This window comes from Hymenobacter qilianensis (genome assembly GCF_014638675.1).
GTDB classification, from domain to species: domain Bacteria; phylum Bacteroidota; class Bacteroidia; order Cytophagales; family Hymenobacteraceae; genus Hymenobacter; species Hymenobacter qilianensis.
Window position 1 is genome coordinate 93,274 of sequence record NZ_BMFN01000004.1, and the last position, 17,468, is coordinate 110,741.

At 51.8% G+C, this 17,468-nt stretch carries 12 protein-coding genes; 3 read left to right on the plus strand and 9 right to left on the minus strand.

The window, feature by feature from the left end; all coding sequences use genetic code 11:
- Positions 1-82 precede the first annotated feature (82 nt).
- Together IEW06_RS18490 and IEW06_RS18495 are read right to left on the minus strand one after the other, a co-directional pair.
- The gene (locus IEW06_RS18490; RefSeq protein ID WP_188548733.1) at positions 83-1,564 is read right to left on the minus strand and encodes a M48 family metalloprotease; all 1,482 of its coding nucleotides are present in this window, start codon (positions 1,562-1,564) and stop codon (positions 83-85) included.
- A gap of 347 nt (positions 1,565-1,911) precedes the next feature.
- A complete protein-coding gene (locus IEW06_RS18495; protein WP_187731404.1) occupies positions 1,912-3,240 on the minus strand; it encodes a type IX secretion system plug protein in 1,329 nt (442 codons plus the stop codon).
- 86 nt (positions 3,241-3,326) lie between these two features.
- Between IEW06_RS18495 and IEW06_RS18500 the strand changes: the two genes are divergently transcribed.
- The 3 genes from IEW06_RS18500 to IEW06_RS18510 all read left to right on the plus strand — a co-directional run bounded on the left by IEW06_RS18500 (position 3,327) and on the right by IEW06_RS18510 (position 6,093).
- Positions 3,327-3,908 carry a GNAT family N-acetyltransferase gene (locus IEW06_RS18500; protein WP_223284425.1) on the plus strand — a complete coding sequence of 194 codons (582 nt, stop codon included), beginning with the start codon at positions 3,327-3,329 and terminating at the stop codon, positions 3,906-3,908.
- A 21-nt stretch (positions 3,909-3,929) separates the two neighbouring features.
- Positions 3,930-4,346 (plus strand): NAD(+)--rifampin ADP-ribosyltransferase, encoded by a 417-nt coding sequence (gene arr / locus IEW06_RS18505; RefSeq protein ID WP_187731403.1) that lies wholly within the window; start codon positions 3,930-3,932, stop codon positions 4,344-4,346.
- Positions 4,347-4,524: 178 nt separating this feature from the next.
- Positions 4,525-6,093 carry a SulP family inorganic anion transporter gene (locus IEW06_RS18510; RefSeq protein ID WP_187731402.1) on the plus strand — a complete coding sequence of 523 codons (1,569 nt, stop codon included), beginning with the start codon at positions 4,525-4,527 and terminating at the stop codon, positions 6,091-6,093.
- 796 nt (positions 6,094-6,889) lie between these two features.
- Here the strand turns inward: IEW06_RS18510 and IEW06_RS18515 are convergent.
- From IEW06_RS18515 to IEW06_RS18545, 7 genes are all read right to left on the minus strand, one after another.
- A complete protein-coding gene (locus tag IEW06_RS18515) occupies positions 6,890-8,800 on the minus strand; it encodes an ABC-F family ATP-binding cassette domain-containing protein (protein WP_188548734.1) in 1,911 nt (636 codons plus the stop codon).
- An 88-nt stretch (positions 8,801-8,888) separates the two neighbouring features.
- Positions 8,889-9,473, minus strand: coding sequence for a Riean_0653 family protein (locus IEW06_RS18520; RefSeq protein WP_188548735.1), 585 nt, complete (start codon positions 9,471-9,473; stop codon positions 8,889-8,891).
- 154 nt (positions 9,474-9,627) lie between these two features.
- Positions 9,628-11,256 carry an amidase gene (locus tag IEW06_RS18525; RefSeq protein ID WP_188548736.1) on the minus strand — a complete coding sequence of 543 codons (1,629 nt, stop codon included), beginning with the start codon at positions 11,254-11,256 and terminating at the stop codon, positions 9,628-9,630.
- A 341-nt stretch (positions 11,257-11,597) separates the two neighbouring features.
- The gene (locus IEW06_RS18530) at positions 11,598-14,252 is read right to left on the minus strand and encodes a DUF5686 and carboxypeptidase regulatory-like domain-containing protein (protein WP_187731400.1); all 2,655 of its coding nucleotides are present in this window, start codon (positions 14,250-14,252) and stop codon (positions 11,598-11,600) included.
- A 176-nt stretch (positions 14,253-14,428) separates the two neighbouring features.
- A complete protein-coding gene (locus IEW06_RS18535) occupies positions 14,429-15,322 on the minus strand; it encodes a ferritin-like domain-containing protein (RefSeq protein WP_187731399.1) in 894 nt (297 codons plus the stop codon).
- 47 nt (positions 15,323-15,369) lie between these two features.
- The gene (locus IEW06_RS18540; RefSeq protein WP_187731398.1) at positions 15,370-16,119 is read right to left on the minus strand and encodes a ferritin-like domain-containing protein; all 750 of its coding nucleotides are present in this window, start codon (positions 16,117-16,119) and stop codon (positions 15,370-15,372) included.
- Positions 16,120-16,588: 469 nt separating this feature from the next.
- Positions 16,589-17,467 carry a DMT family transporter gene (locus IEW06_RS18545; protein ID WP_223284424.1) on the minus strand — a complete coding sequence of 293 codons (879 nt, stop codon included), beginning with the start codon at positions 17,465-17,467 and terminating at the stop codon, positions 16,589-16,591.
- Position 17,468 lies beyond the last annotated feature (1 nt).

Below are 17,468 nucleotides of genomic sequence, written 5' to 3' on the forward strand. Positions count from 1 at the left end.
TGAGTGAGGTGGCCGCCGGGCGAAGGTAAGACTCATAAAACCAGCAGGTTGTCCTCGCTCTAAACGGCAGGGCTGCTGGATTTTATTTTGCTACCACCTTAATCAGCGTGCCGGCCGTCAGGCGGTCGGTGAGCTGCATGCCATTCAGAATAGCCATTTCTTCGAGGCGGTCATTGGGTACCTGGAAGCGGGTCATGGCCTGTGACAAGGTAGTGGCACTGGTTACCGATTTTATCCGGATGCGTTCAGGCTGGCGGTTAAGCTTGTCGGCGTCGGTGAGTCGGCGGAAGTTTTGCATCGAGCTGCTAAACGTCGGGAAGTACGTGGCAAAATCCGGGCCGCTGCTGGCTCCGATCATCGCATAGATGGTTTTGCCATCCTGAATAAGGTAGATCAGCGTGCGCACGGCCGGCGCCTGTTGTTGCTGTTGCTGAGGCTGTTGCTGCTGTTGGTCGGCCACCTGATCTGCCACGATAGCAATGGCCGGGAAGCTGTTCACCGTCACCTGCTTCGACTCGACGGGCTGCAACTTAAACTGCTGCACCATCTGCTGGGCCGCTGCCTCCAATGACTCGCCGGGGGCCAGAGTCAGCAACATCATGGCTTTGCCATCAGGGGCGGCCATCTGAAACTGCTGGGGGGAGTTTTGGTGCTTCCAGCCAGTCGGAACCGAGAATTGAAATTTCAGCTCAGGATGATAAAAGGTACTATTCTCCACGAAGCCTTGCTTGGGATCATCGCCATACACAAGCCCCTCAATCATACGCAGATACGAATCGCGGCCTACTGCCAGGTTGGTCGCCCCAACCTGCTGCTGCGTTTCGGCGGCGAGCTGCTTTACCGTATTGTAGCGGTCTTCGGGGTTGGGGTGGGAAGAGAGGAAACTGGGAATGGGCTCGGCGCCAGCACTAGCTTTCTCTTGTTCACGCTGAAGCGTGAGGAAGAAATCGGCCATCTCCTTGGCATCATAGCCGATTTTGGTGGAATACTCCACGCCCAGGCGGTCGGATTCGCGCTCGTCGTCGCGGCCGAATTTGAGGAATAGCACCTGCAAGCCCTGCATAGCCTGCTCGCCATACTGGGCCAGCTGGGGCGAGGCAATCATGCCGCCGATAAGCAGCAATTGTCCGAAGGTGGCTTTGGTTTGCTGCTGAGCCGAGTGGCGGGCTGTGATGTGGCCGATTTCGTGGCCCAATACGCCGGCAAACTGCGCCTCATTATTAAAATGAGCCATGATGCCCCGCGTAAAGTACACGTAGCCGCCGGGTACGGCGAAAGCATTAATGACTGGCGAATCGACTACTTTAAACTCGTATTTCAGTTCAGGGCGGTGCGAGACTGCGGCCATCTTCTGACCTTTATCCTGAATAAAGCGTTGCAAAGCAGGATTTTCGACCAAGCCAAACTGAGCAAGCACCTGGGGGTCGGACTGTTGGCCCAGTGCTACTTCCTGGCTTTCCGACATCAGGCTGACTTGCTTTTTGCCCGTGACGGGGTTCGTCGTGCAGGCCGCCAGCAGCAACAGAAACGCTGCGTTGCAGGCGAAGAGAAAGGGTCTTTTCATAGGAGTGGGTGGCAAAAAGCCCCCCAGCGCTAGTCTGGAGGCGTGGAAGAAGCAGGGCACTGGGAAGTGTTCCTGCAACGACAACGTAGCTGAATGGTTGCACTGTTCACCCTCAGGAATACACTATAGCAGCTATATATTCCTATGTATCTTCTAATTATAGATATTAGGGCCGCCGGAATGCACGCGTATTTCATACTCAGACAAGCGCAGCATCATCTGAATCGAGCTTATCGACAGCAAAAAAGCCCCCCAGCGCCGCCGTATGTTCTCCTGACGATTGGAAAGCATATGCTGGAGCGCTGGGGGGCTTTTTTGCCGCTACTCTGACAACTCAAGTGCCTTGCTTAGGGTCGCCGGCCGTTTGCGGTTATCGTCTGGTAGCCGATTAGCAAATCGGCGCGGGTGCCGGGCGGGCGGTAGTAAACCAGCAGATCATACTGGTTTTCGGTTTCCTGGTGGCTGCCTTCCCATACTACGCTGTTCGGGCCCTGGGGCGTTTGGGTGGCGTAGTAATAGTTGTAGTAGCCTTGCTTCAACAAAGCGGTGGTGCTGTAAATCTGGTTTTCAGCGTCGTACGTAAGCTTGAACTCGTCCTTGAACTGCCAGTCGGTGAGGGCGCCAATGATATAAACGGGTCCCGCGGCGGGTTGCTCTGCCTTTAGCTCGAACGTAACGTTGGCGTAGTCGGCGTTGGAATCGCCGTTGCCGAACTCGCGGTTTTCGAACACTCGCTGGCCGTTGATGTCCTCGTACTGCGTGTAGCCCTGGCCGTTTCGGGTTCCTTCCAGGGTAAGCAGCACGGCGCGCGGGTTTGCTTCGGGGTCCAGTTTGGCCATGCCCTGGCCCAGCACGCGCAAGGAGCGGGTATCAAAAAAGCGAAACTCACTGAGGCCAGGGAAGGCATTTTCGAAGTTGAAATACTGGTACTGAAGCAGGCGCTCCGCATCGCGCACGAAGGTGGGCCGCAGGTTGATTTTGGCGTTATCCCAGCGAAAATTCTGCCGCAGAATCACCTTTACCTCCTGCGCCGGATTCACCAGATTCATGGCCCCATAGCGAATGGCGAAGTCTACCTGCTGCAAGGTGTAGCGCTCCTCCCCTGCCACCGGAATGCCCTGGCGCAGATCTACTTCCACGTCGTTCTGGTACACCATTAGCCGCCGGGTGAGCAGCGGAACCCGGCCGGCGCTTTGCACCACCAGCAGGTAATTGCCGCTAATTTTGACCGGCGGCACGCGCAAACGGTAATGGTAGTAAGGCACTTTGGTACCTACGCCGGTACGGTAATCGGTGAAGAGAAACTCGTTTATCTCGTTCAAAAACTGCATATCCGTCAGCACGGAGGGCTTCCAGTCCACATCGCAGTGCACGAGCTTGGCCGTCAGCCGCTCCGACTTACTGCCCAGCAAGTCAAACTCTAGGGTGAAAGCCTGCCCTTGCAAAGGCGCTACGGGCGGCTGAAACACCTCCGTGGGCTGTCCCGTGGCCACGTAGCACTGCACCGACTTTACATCGGGATTATAGATGAAGTCCTGATAGCGCAGGGTTTTGTCGGCGTAGTACTCCGGGGGCCGCTGCTGACCGGGCGAGCGAGCGGCGTTGGGGTCGGTGATAGGCGTACCCAGCGGCACGCAAGCAGTGGCAAGGATAAGAAGAGAGAGGTATCGACGCATAAGCGAATGTAGTATTAAGCTTCCGCTTCGCGTGCCGTTGCTTAGTTAAAGAATTTAGCTAAATAACGATAATAAAAGCCCCCCAGATGTCATTGTTCAACGATACGCGAAGCAGAAGATTGGCTCTGCTGTCCTTCGGTTCGCGCTACCCTCGTTCTATCGGTCGCTTAATTGAAATGAACCTCCCTCCATACACCGTTTTTCCAACTATTGCGGGCGATAATATTTCGCTAAGGGAAATTATGCCAGCGGATATTAAAGACCTTGTTGAGATTTCATTTTATGACTCTGTTCAGGCCATAACGGTGCAAGAGGCGACAGAAATGCAAGCTAAAATCGACAAGGATTATGTTGACGGCAATTCAATTCATTGGGGTATTGCGCATAAAACAACTAATAAAATTGTAGGGACTTGTGGTTACTATCGGGGGTTTGATAAAGGTGAGGGCGAGCTTGGCTGTGTTTTGTTGCCTCACTATCGTGGACAAGGCTACATGACTTCGGCCATGGTATTAGCCATTCAATTTGGCCTACATACAATCGGACTAAAGCGTATTTGGGCGAGCACAAGTCAACATAATCTGGGAGCAATTAAGCTTCTCGAAAAAATTAACTTTATAAAAGTTGCCAATTTAGACGGCCAAGAAGTAGAGTACGAATTAAGATAGTGTGTACTAAATAGGAAGCTGATGGAGTCTACCCACAACCTGAGTTCACAGCCGTTTTATCATGGCACGAAGGCCAATCTGAAGCCGGGAGACCTGATCGAAGCCGGCTTTAATTCAAACTACGGTAAGCGGAAGCAGGCAGCCTATGTCTACCTGACCGCCACCTTGGATGCGGCTATTTGGGGCGCGGAACTTGCCGTGGGCGAAGGACGCGGCCGAATTTATATAGTAGAGCCAACCGGCCCGATTGAAGATGACCCTAATTTGACGGACAAGAAGTTTCCTGGCAATCCAACCAAGTCCTACCGCTCTCGGCATCCGCTTCGGGTCGTGGGTGAGGTGCTGGAGTGGCAGGGGCACTCCCCCGAGCAGCTTGACGCCATGCGTGAGAACCTGGAGCAACTGAAGCAACTTGGGATTGAGGCAATTGAGGATTGAGTAGAAAGGTGATAATTAATTTGTCGCTTCACATAGCTAAAACATCCAATTAATATTGGGGTCGCAGTATATCATTTGATGCACTGTTATCATCAATTTTATGAGCACGAAATAATTATTGCGGACCGACAACACGTAACACTAGTTGAAGTATTAAAAAACGAAAAACAGCAAAAAAATGGAATCAAAAAGCATGTTCAAAGAATTAAAGAGCGACCTGCCCGCCAGTATTGTGGTTTTCTTTGTAGCCGTTCCGTTATGTCTCGGCATTGCGCTTGCCTCCGGCGCACCTTTATTTGCAGGTATCATTGCCGGCATCGTCGGTGGTATTGTTGTGGGGGTGGCAAGTGGTTCAGCTCTCGGTGTTAGCGGCCCTGCTGCCGGGCTTGCGGTTGTAGTTTTGAACGCTATTGCTTCACTAGGGTCGTGGAACACGTTTTTATTAGCTGTTGTCATTTCCGGCGTTTTTCAGCTAATAATGGGGTTTGCCAGAGCCGGCTTTATAGCCTACTACTTTCCATCCTCTGTTATTAAGGGCATGCTCACAGGCATCGGATTGCTGATAATTATCAAGCAAATACCCCACGCCTTAGGGTATGACAAAGATGCAGAAGGCGATTTAGCATTTATGTCTACTACGGGAGGAGAAAACTCATTTTCTGCCCTGACCAACGCTTTGCAGCATGTTACACCCGGCGCCGTATTGATTTCGGCAATATCGTTAGCGATACTTATATTATGGGATTCGGTGCTCAGCAAGAAACATAAAATATTCCAACTGATACAAGGGCCTATAGTAGTGGTTATTATAGGCATTGCAATGAATTACTTGTACCAGTCAGGAACTCTTAATTTTTCCCTTGAAAAGGATCAACTAGTACAACTACCTGTGGCAGGTAATTTAAATGAGTTTTTTAGCCAGTTTACTTTTCCTGATTTTTCGCAGATAACAAATCTGGAAGTTTATAAAGTAGCAATTGTATTAGCTATTGTGGCCAGCCTCGAAACTCTGCTTTGCGCAGAGGCAACCGATAAACTTGACCCTTATAAGAGGGTTACACCAACCAACAGGGAATTAAAAGCCCAGGGGCTCGGAAATATGGTATCTGGCTTAATTGGGGGACTGCCGATTACTCAAGTGATCGTGCGCAGCTCTGCCAATATTAACTTCGGAGCGAAAACAAAAATGTCAGCCATACTGCATGGGGTATTCATCCTGATTTCTGCTATAACAATTGCAGAAATAATGAACATGATACCGCTCGCAAGTTTAGCCGCCATTTTATTAATGGTAGGCTATAAACTGGCCAAACCGGCTCTCTTCAAACAGATGTACAAATTCGGTTGGGAGCAGTTTGTACCGTTTACCGCTACGGTAGTAGCTATCCTACTTACAGATCTGCTGAAAGGTATCACTATAGGTCTTTTATTCGGCCTCTTCTATACCCTTAGGCATAGCTATCGTAACTCCCACCACATGAAGGATGTGGCAACAACGGAAGACGGACGCGAAGTGCATCATCTTGTACTGGCTGAGGAAGTATCTTTTTTCAATAAAGCGAATGTTCTAAAAACATTGAATGCAATACCTGAAAATTCAAAAGTGATTATTGATTTTGGAAAATCAAAGGCTGTTGCCCATGATGTACTTGAACTGATAGATGATTTCCAAGCGAATGCAAAAACAAAAAATATAGCTGTTGAAAAAATACATATTAATGACTACAACACGCTTCATCTCGATTGATATCAATAAAACCAAGAAGATCCTACCGCTCTCGGCATCCGCTTTGGGTCGCAGGTGAGGTGCCGGCTTGGCAAGGCACTCCCCCGAGCAACTCAACGCCATGCAGCAGAACTTGGAGCGACTGAAGCAACTTGGGATTGAGGCAATCGAGAACTAAGTAAAAATCAAATCAACCTTGGTTTGCCATTACTTGCGAAATTCAAATGTTAGCGGTAATGTGCTGACATCAAAAACGAACTATAAATATTCAAACTTGAGGAAGTTCGAGATACTTTCAATCCTGGTGTCAGCTCTCACGATTATTAACTTAGTTGTTGACTATTACCACGTAGAAGAATTTAGAGTTGAAAGTGCTTTCCTTTTTACATTTGCCATTCTTCTGATGTTCAATATAATACGACACACGAACCCAAAACTTTGCAAGAAATTATACTTGGGTCTTTCAATTAATACATTGATAGAATCCTTTTCACTATTTGGATTTTATGTTTTAATAATAACCCTATTTGGATACGGCTTCACAGGCAAAGAGATACAAATAATTTGGTTTACAATGACATTCAGCAATAGTTTGCTATTCATCTTGACATTCGTTGACATCAGACGTATTTTGTCAATTAAACGGGAAGTTGGTGGCATTTAAAATAATGGAGGATTTATGACTCAATTAGTATTAGCATTAAATTTTTCTTCTTCGAAAATTCTGAATTGCAATCCGGTGTAGCCGAAAGAAAAAGCCCCCCAGAAATATTTCTGGGGGGCTTTTTGCATATCCAAGAGGCTACTTTATATTTCCTCACACTAGTTCTTCCCAGCGCTTAGTTTGGGCGGTCAGTTCTTTCTGCACTTGCTCAAATTTCAGCGTGGCGTCTTTTAGTTGGGCGGCGTTGCTGTAAATGTCGGGGTCAGCGAGCTGGGCTTCGTACTGAGCCAGCTCCTTTTCAAGGGTGGTAATGCGGCTTTCTACTTCCTGTAGTTCCCGGCTACTTTTGGCGCTGCCGTTGCTGGTTGGTTTGGCCGGCTCGGCTTTAGCAGGTGCTGACTTTTGGTTGGAGGTTGCTTTAGCGGAGGGCGCGGGGGCAATTAGGGCAGCTTTCTTGGCGGCTTTGTCGCGGTCTTCCTGCCACTGCTCAAACTCGGAGTAGGTGCCGGGGTATTCCTTGAGCTGGTAATCCTCGATAAACCAGATCTTGTTGGCCACATTCTCCACGAAGAAGCGGTCGTGGCTGATGACGATGTAGGTGCCTTCGTACTGCTCCAGGGCCTGAATCAGGATGTTCACTGACTGCATGTCCAGGTGGTTGGTCGGCTCGTCAAGCAGGAGGAAGTTGGCTTCCGAGATAAGCGTTTTGGCCAGGGCCACGCGGCTTTTTTCGCCCCCCGATAGCACCTTGATCTTCTTGTATACCTGCTCGCCGGTGAAAAGGAAGGAACCCAGCACGGAGCGCAATTCCATCTCGTTGCGCTTGGAGCCGGCCTCGTTCATCTCTTGCAAAATCTCGTTGTTCACGTTCAGGCTTTCCAGCTGATGCTGGGCGTAGAACGACATAATCACGTTGTGGCCGAGCTGGTGGTTGCCGTTAGAAGGCGCCTCCTGCCCCGCTACCAGGCGCATCAGCGTAGATTTGCCCTTACCATTAGCCCCGACGAGCGCGATTTTGTCGCCGCGCTCGATGTGCAGGTTGGTGTCGCGGAAGATGAGTTTGTCGCCGTACTTCTTGCCCACGTGCTCCATGCGCAGAATGTGGCGGCCGGGCTGCACCGTGAAGTTGAACTTGATGTTCACGCGGGCCGCGTCGTTGGCTACGTCGTCGATGCGTTCCAGCTTGTCGAGCATCTTCACGCGGCTTTGCGCCTGCTTGGCCTTGGAGGCTTTGGCTTTAAAGCGCTCAATAAACTTCTCTGCCTGCCTGATTTGGGCCTGCTGGTTCTCAAATGCGCCTTTCTGAATGGCGTTACGCTCTTCCTTTTCCTCTAAGTAATAAGAGTAGTTACCGGCGTATTGCACCAATTTGCCCCCCGTCACTTCCACCGTCGTGTTGCTGGTGCGGTCAAGGAACTCGCGGTCGTGCGATACGATAATAACGGCGCCCTCGTAGTCGGCCAGGTAGTTCTCGATCCACTTGATACTGGGAAGGTCCAAGTGGTTCGTTGGCTCGTCGAGCAGGAGCAGCGAGGGTTTCTGGAGCAGAATTTTGGCCAGCATTACCCGCATCCGCCAGCCGCCGCTGAAGGTTTTGAGCGGACGCTGTAGCTCCTCCGTCGTGAAGCCCAGACCTTCCAGAATCTCTTCGGCCTCTGCCTGCATGGTGTAGCCGCCGAGGGCCTCGAAGCGCTCCTGCAAATCGGCGAGCTTCTGCACGAGGTCGTCGTGGTAGTTATTCTCAAACTCAACCAGAATCTGGTCAATCTTCTTCTGCACGTTCAGGGCTTCCTCAAAGGCCTGCATGGCCACGTTGAGGATGCTCTCGTGGGTATCGTAGCTGAGCAAATCCTGATTCAGGAAGCCCAACGACACTTCTTTACCCATCTGAATGCTACCACCGTCGGGCTTGTACTCGCCCACCAGAATGCGCAGCAGCGTGGATTTGCCCGTACCATTCAGCCCAATCAGGCCGATTTTGTCTTTGGGCTTTATGTGGAGACTGGCCTTGTCGTAGAGCGTACGCGAGCCAAAATGGAAGTCTAAGTCGTTAATGGAAATCATCCTACTTTGCTATGAAGCTGCAAAGGTACGATGTATCAAGTTGTTGGTGAAGGAGAAAGTGTAATCTGAGGCCCTTGTCACTTATAGTCTAGTCAGTATAAGTGACATTGAATCGCCCATTGGTAATGGTAACATAGTTATTGGGTTTAAGGCTATTACTCAAACGTCCCTCGAAAGTGCCTGATATAATATGATTAACAGTATCCAATTTAGTTAAGACAATACGTGTGGAATTTTGAGTTAGACTAACGTATTCAATGGAATTTAACTCATCACTAAAAGTTAAGCCATTGGGTGTATAAATAATGGTGCTGGGAGGCAAATTAACAGGTCGCGTACCAGCTGTATATATACCAGGCCCACGTACCGTATCAATGCGCAAGCTAAATCCTTCATCCCGTGTCCCCCTAACAGTATATCCAGTCCATATATATAAGCAACGCACTCCATTACAGCTTCCGTAATCCACTTGTATTTTATTATCAAAACACCCCGATAAAAGAAAGCAGCGCTGTCCATAATTCACCCATACGCGACCATCCACTTCAAAACCAAGTGTATTGGCACCAACTGCTGAAATAGGTGGTAATGTAAATTCTGGCTCAGGATCAGCCTTGGTACAGCCGTACAATAAAAAGACACAAAGTATTAATAGCCTATATGACCGTTTCATAGCTTCATTAATTTGTTAAAAAGCACATATTAAAACACGCACATTAATTGACTTGACCTACTTACATGCCTGTGCAAACCGACAGAAGAATACAAGTAGGTCAAGCTATAATTGCACCAGTCTTAATCTGCTAGGACCTAGTCTATCAGTGAATCTACCCCACAAAAGGCCCCCGAAACTCCGGTGCCTTGCGCTGCTTCGAGGCTTGCTCGTAGGCATAGGCCAGGCTCAATAACCCCGCCTCCCCGTACGCCGGCCCGACGAAGGACAAGCCCACCGGCAGGCCGTGCGCCTGGCCCATGGGCACCGTAATGTGCGGATAGCCAGCCATAGCGGCGGGTGAGGAGAAACCGGGGCCGGGCCAGGAGTCGCCGTTGATCAGGTCGATGGCGGGGGCCGGACTGTTGGTGATGCCGATGATGGCGGCCAGCCTATTGTTGCGCAGCGTAGAGCTGAGAATCTGGCGGGCGCCGGCGTACGATTTGCGGCGGGCTTCCAGGTATTTGGGAGTGCTCAGGTCGCCGAGCTTCTCGGAGGCTTCTAAAATTTCCTGCTTGAAAAAGGGCATGGCTTTCGGCTCGTTTTGCTTGTTGAAGGCAATAACGTCGGCCAGAGTTTTCACCTTGGCATTGGCCGTAGCCAGATACTTGTTTACGCCGTCCTTGAACTCATAGAGCAGCACATCGTACTCAGCTTCGCCCAGTGGATTGATCTGTTTGAGCACGTCCACTTCTACAATGGTAGCACCCTGTGATTTAAGCACTTCAATGGCTTTTTTGAACAGCGGAATAGCATCGGAGTTACCTTCCAGGTGCGACTTCTCCACGCCGATAATTTTGCCCCCCAGCGCCTGTGGAAACAGGAATTTGGTGTAGTCAGGTGATGTTTTTCCGGCACTTCCTTGGGTAACCGGGTCTGCATCATCGGGGCCGGCGAGGGCGGAGAGCAGGATGGCCGCGTCGCGAACGGTGCGGGTCATAGGTCCGGCGGTGTCCTGGGTGGCGGAGATGGGAATGATGCCGGTGCGGCTCACCAAGCCTACCGTCGGTTTGAAGCCGACCAGCCCATTGCACGAAGCTGGCGACACAATAGAGCCATCCGTTTCGGTACCGATGGCCATGGCGCAAAAGTTGGCAGCCACGGCCGTGCCCGAGCCGGAACTGGACCCGCTGGGCGTGCGGTCGAGGATGTAGGCGTTCTTAGTTTGCCCCCCACGACTACTCCAACCGCTGGTAGAGCGCGTGGAGCGGAAGTTGGCCCACTCGCTCAGATTGGTTTTGCCGAGCAGCACTGCGCCAGCGTCGCGCAGCTTCTTGACAATAAAGGCGTCCTGCGAGGCTTTGTTGCCGGCCAGCGCCAACGAGCCGGCGGTGGTTTGCATCTGGTCGGCGGAGTTGATATTGTCCTTGATGAGCACTGGAATACCGTGCAGGGGGCCGCGCACTTTGCCGGCTCGGCGCTCTTTATCCATCTCTTCCGCAATGCTGAGCGCATCGGGGTTTAGCTCAATGATGGAGCGCAGCTGGGGGCCTTTTTTGTCCATGCCCGCAATGCGGCGCAGGTACAGCTCCGTAATGCTGCGGGAGGTATACTGACCCGCCTTCATTTTCTCCTGCAGCTCCGTCACCGTGATTTCGTTGAGGGCGAAGGTGTCGTCGGTATCAGCAGCGGTGGCAGCGGCAGTCTTGACGGTTTTAGTATCGGTAGTGCAGGCGTCGAGGGAGAGAGTGGAAAGGGCGACGCCAGCTAAGCTGCTATTACGCAGAAATACTCTTCGGTTCATCTTCTCTTTTTTCTTGTCAAGATAAGATGAGTTGGCGTGTGTAGCTAGTTAAGCACGAGAGGAAAAATGGGAATAGATCATGCTACAAATTTCAGAACGTCATGCAGAGCGGAGCGAAGCATCTCGCGTGCTGATGTTGCTACAGTTATTACACACGGTATTTATCTACAATCGTCTGTCATCCTGACCAAGGAAGGACCTTCTCACCGATGAACAACCAGTGGAGCAACTACTCTTGCTGCTGTGAGAAGGTCCTTCCTTGGTCAGGATGACAAATAGGACTGCAACGACCACCTCACGCACTGCCGCTCTGCATGACTGGCTATTTTAACATGAAGGCTCTAAAAACCCGCCCCGATCCGAATACCGGTATCCAGCTTCTGCCCCGAGCGCAGAGCGGTATACACATCTACCCGGAAGATTTTGAAGATGTGCTCGATGCCCGCGCCCAGCTCCACGTAATGGCCTACATTGGGCGTGCGCAGGTAATTCAGCGAGGCTACCTCCTGCCACTTCAGGCGGCGCAGCAACGGTATCTTATTCAGGAAGAAGCCGTTGAAATGATGATTGTAGTGGCCTTCAATGTAGCTGCGGCGCGTGCTGAAGTTGTAGTAGTCGAGGAGCTGGAACTGGCTGAAGTCGGCGGCGAAAATGGTTTGGTTGCCGGCAAAGTGGCGGTAGTCCATAAACGAAAGCTGGGGCCGGCCCAAAAAGCCCCCCACGGTCACGTCGAAGTTGCTTTCGCCGAAGAGGCCCAGCTCCAGCGTTTTGCGCAGGCCGCCCTCCAGACGTGAGTAGCGCACATCGGAGCCGAGTACGCCCCCGAAGCCCTGGCGCAAGCCCAGCCGAAAAGTTGGGTACTTAGAGCCTAGGTTAAACTTGCCCGTGGGTCGGATGATGTACTGCTGCCCCGGCTGCCAGAGCAGCTCCGCATAAGCCGTCAGCGACTGGTTTCGGCCGAAGCTGGTGCCGTTGGGCAATTCTTCGTTTATCGGGTCATTGGGCGTGAAAGCGCGGCTGGGCACGTCCACGATAGTTTTTATAGTGGCGTTTTCCAGCTCGCGCCGGTCGGCGTAGCCGAGGGCAGTACGCAGCGTCAGGCCGTTGACTAGCTCGGTGCGGAAGTTAAGTTCGCCGCCGTCGCGCTGGTAGTATTTGGCGTAGTTGGTGTTGCGCAGCAGCGTGTACTGCGTGTTAATAAAAGGCGTAAGCTGGCTGGCCGGGTCGAAGTTTTCGATGGTGCGACCCACAATAAAACCTACGCGGCTAAACGACAGCGGCTTGTACGTGTAGCCGCCCGACAAGCTGGGGCTGAACAGCTTAGCCGCGAATCCATAGCGCAGCGTGGGCGTGAAGGAGTAGTTGCGGCGGTCCTCGAAGCGCTGGGTGTAGGTGGCTTGCGCATTCACAATAACTCCCTCTACCGTGCTGTATTGCAAGGTGTTGAAGATGGGCTCCAGCCGCACGGTACGCCGCCGAAACGAGTTAGAATACTCATAGCCGGTTAGGAGTATTTCTGCCGGCTCTATCTCATTACGCTTGCGGTCCAGCGAATCCTGGTAGGGCCGCGACCTTTTAATAACCTCCGTGCTGTCCTTCACCTGGTAGTCGCGGGCTTCTTCGTCGGTGAGCGGAATGGGCCGGATCTGGGCCCAATAGGCGGAGTCGCGCTCGTTGGCGCCTTCCTCCACGCGCATTACTTCGCCTTTGGCCAGGGGCTCGATGCCCGCTTCGCGCGCTTGTTGCTCCAGTTGCTTGTCGGCCAGCTTGGTTTGCTTGCGCACCTGGCGAGAAATGCCCCCCAGATCGGGGCGCTGCTTTTTAACATCGGCTACGGTTTCGCGGCCCACGGGTGCGGGCGCTGCTTCGGGGGCAACCGGCGCGGCGGCTACTACTTTTTCGTCGGGACGGTTGGGGTAAGTGGACGTGACACGGTAGTTGGACAGGATGGCGTTGAAGGAGCCGTTGCCTTTGAACCCCAGGCCCTCCCCTACCAGGTTTACCTTCTGCGACTGCATCACCCACACATCCGACGGTCCCGGCGCGGGCGCAAACTGCTGGGCAATGCGAATGCTTTCCACGTACTCGATACCCGAGTTCTGGTTCAGGCTCAGCTCTAGGCTATGCAGGCGCCAGATGCCATCGACCAGATAAATAAAGCCGGTGAATGCCGGATCGTTGCGGCGGCGCGGCGTGACGCGGATTTTGTGGATTTGTCGGCCGTCCTGGGTGCTGGTGCCTACCAGCTCGTAGCGGTAGAACAGCATGGCATTCTGGGCAATGGGCGACACGAAGCCCCGCTCCGAAAAGCCCGACTGAATGAGGTTGTCGTAGAAATTGAAGCTGCGCCCCGAGGCCCGGTTAAAGCTGAATCCTTTGCTGCTGCCGCTTACCCGCGAGGAAATCATGCGTTCCCGAATCTGGCCCGGCTGGCGAAACGACAGCTCCGACACTGATTCTGACAAATACACTACACCCGGCTTCAGGCTAGGATCAGTCTTGATAATGCCCAGAATCCTGCCCGGCACATCCGTAAGCCGGATGATGGCCTTGATGTACGTACGAGCCGAAAACGCGGCTATTTCCGAGCGGTGGTAGCGCCGCCACTGAATGGCGTGCTGCACCATGGCATAGGCTGGGTCGCGGTCGGTGGAGCGCACCAGCACTTCGCCCACGTTGTAGGTTTCGGTTTGCAGACTCACGTTGAGCACCGTGACCGTGTCGCCGCCGGCTACTTTCACCGCCTCGATGCGTGGTTTGTAGCCCACGTACTGAAACACCAGTTCGTAGCGACCGGGGGGCAATTTTAGCTGATAATCACCCTGCTCATTGGCGGCAGTGCTGGTGGCAGTGGTGCGCACCGCTACGTTAGCATAGGCCAGCGCCGTTCCCTGCGCATCCGTCACCCGGCCCCGAATGATACCGGCATACCCGCTAATTGTAGTGAACAGGATAGCCTTGCAGAAGACTAAAGCAAAAAGTAGATAGGAGCGCATCGGGCGGATAGTTCAAACTTCGTCAAGGTAGATAGAAACTAGGGCAATAAGGTTGCTTAGGCGCTTTACTGGCAACCGGAATACTGCCTGGACGCACTGGAAACCGTAATTTTTAAAACAAAAAAGGACAGCCCACGGGGCTGTCCTTTGAAAGATTAAGCGAAATGAATTTACGCTTACTTGATAAAGTTATTGGCAATGGCAAGCACAGTTCCCATATCCAGGGGCTCGTCAAAGGCCTCAGAAGCTTCTGATGGCGACACCTGACTGATGTTCTGCACATTGAGGCCACCCTGAATCACGTTGGCTTCGCTGGGGTATAAACTAGCTGGATTACCGGCTCCATAAATGGCAGCTGTAATGGCTGGTGCCGGACCGCCATTATCATTGCCCGATGGCCAGCTTTGGGGAGTGCTGCTTGGGTCGAGAGGCTCGCCCTGCGGTCCGCCGCGGCGCATGGTGCGCAGGTGCGAAGCATGGCGGGCTTCTACGGAGTGAATATTCAGGGCAGCTTCCAGTACGGTGTTATTGCTGATCAGCAGGGGCGCACCACCTTTGTAGGCGCGTACACCAGTGTCCTCAAACGATTGAGCCAGCGCTAAAAAAGTACCAAGGTTGGTGAATACGTTCGGGAGCAGCGCTGCACGAGCACCACCTTTGGCCCCGGTATAGTCGAAAGCATTAGGAGTAGGATCCGGAATAGCATCGGCGCCCAATACAGAACGCAGAAACTTAACGTGATTCTGCTCATCAATATAAATCAGGTTGATGTCGGAGCGATTCTGGCCCGTGAGCAAACCGGGCGCAGCCAGTCCCAACTGATAGAAGTAGGTTTCCAGATACTCCAGACGCAGGGCAAAATTCAGAACCTCCCGAATTTGAGCGCTGAGTCCGCTAGACTGGCCGTACGCCTTCTGGAACATGGAGCCCATAGCCAGCGGCACAGCAGCCACAGCGAGTTTTTTGCCGAAACCAGCGAAATGCTTGAACATCTGGCGGCGCTGGTCGAGACGCTCGTAGACTTCTGGATCTACTTTCTCGATTTCAGTAATGATTTTGAGAATATTCATGGGTAAGATTTTTTGGCGATAGAAGGAATGGATATGGCAGACGCAGCTTAGTCCTTAGGCAGGCTGCTGACGTCAATTTTAGAGCCTTGAGCCAGGAAGGTATTGGCAATGGCAGCTACCTCGGCAGGCGACTTCGATTTTTCCAAACCTGTGTTTAGATCTACCACGTCGGGTCCTACGAAGGTGCCATTCTGCAACAAGTCGCGGATAAGGGCCGCGTGGCGGGCTTCTACCGACACAATTTTACCGGCAATCGTCAAATACGCCGGATTGCTGATCAGCTTTCCAGCGCCGTTATAGGCTGCTACACCCAAATCTTCAAAAGCTTTAGCGGTACCCAGCACACTAGCCCGACTGGCAAAGTTGACGGATGAGAAATCAGGAGTCAGCTTCTTGATAGGAATAGCTCCTGCCGCTTTAATTGCTGCGTACAGGAATTCAGCATGAATTTTTTCGTGATCTGCCAGATCCTTCAGAATAATTCTTTCAGCGCGGGTGGCATTCTGATAGAACATCTCCTGCATCACCTTAGCGTAGAATGCGGCTTCAAGCTGCTCCAGCGCATATGCATAGTTCAAAATACCAACATCACCACTGCCTACGTTCACTATGCCACTGTTCCGGTCAACCTGCTTGAATATGTCATTCAAACGGTCGTCGGTACAGCCAGCTAATACCAGTCCGCTCAGGGCTACACCAGCCCCAGAGTAGCGCAGAAACGCCCGGCGTTGCAAGGGCACCATTACTTCCCCCTGAGCATTTTCTGCCTCAGAGCTTTTGTGAGAAATATGCGACATAATTATTTGTATTAAGTGGTGAAAATTATTGATTATCTCCATACGTAATTAAGGTACTAGTTATATTTCACAAAATCCAACAACCCGTATTTATATCATTTAAATAAGTATTTATTGCGTTATTTTACTATATTATTTCTAGTGAGATTGCACTTTATACAGGAAAAAGTCATCCATATTTAATGTTGTTTAACACTTTACAACAACCATAATATCAGATAATTGTGCTATTCATAGCTCGACCTTAGCGTTGGTAGAAAAGCTAGTGTTGAGTATGAAACTGAGGCCACCAAGCTACCCGCACAATGCTTCCACAACACTCGGTATGGAGAGTGGGTGGAGCGGTTTAATCCGCAAGGCCGGCACGCTGCCTAAATGGCGGGTGTCGGGCCTGGAAATGCTGAAACTTGTTGGCGTACTTACCTGAGCTTTCAGGTTGAATATCTAAAAAAAAGCCCCCCAGCAGGCTTTAGACTACGGGTTGGGCTACTGGAGCCTGCGGCACGGCACGATGGCGCCGCACATACCAGGTATTCAGCACTACACCCAGTAGCACCAGGCTAATACCTAAGTATACCTCGGGACGGAACGCTTCGCCAAAAAAGACAAACCCTAAGCCCAGCGCATACAGAATGCCTATATAGTTTAGGTTGGCTACGTTGGAGAGCTTTTCGGCTTGGTAGGCTTTGGTCATGCACACTTGGGCGCCTTGTGCGAATATCCCTGCGAGGATTACCCACAGCCAGTCGAGGCCATGCGGTTTTACCCAATGGAACATGCAATAGATAGCGGCAATTGGCAAAGCCACCATTGGGAAGTAAAACACCACAACCAAGGGATGCTCCCGGCCCTTCAGACGGCGAATAGAGTTATAAGAAAACCCCGAGAAAACGGCCGAAGCAATACCAAGCATAAAGTACAGCGGATTCACGCGCGTATCAACCCCCTCAACTACTAAAACCCCGGTGAAGGACAGCAAGAAAAATGCCCACTGCCACGCTTTCACTTTCTCTTTTACAATGAAAATGCCTAGTACTGTAGTGAATATGGGAGCCAAATACTGCAGCGTAACAGCCGTGGCCAACGGCATATTCTGAAGAGTAAAGAAGTAGAGAATAAGGGAAAGCGCGCCAGTAACGCCCCGCGCAATGAGAAAGAAATGGTTGGAACCCCAAGGACGGATATCTAGCACCCGAAGCGTTATGTAGCTAATAACAATGGAGATAACCGACCGAAACAGAATAATCTCGAGGGCGGGCAAATGGGCCAGCAGCTTCACACACACATTCATGAGCGCAAAAAAAAGCGTGGAGAGCAGCATGTAGCGGGCACCCTGGGTAAGCGGCATA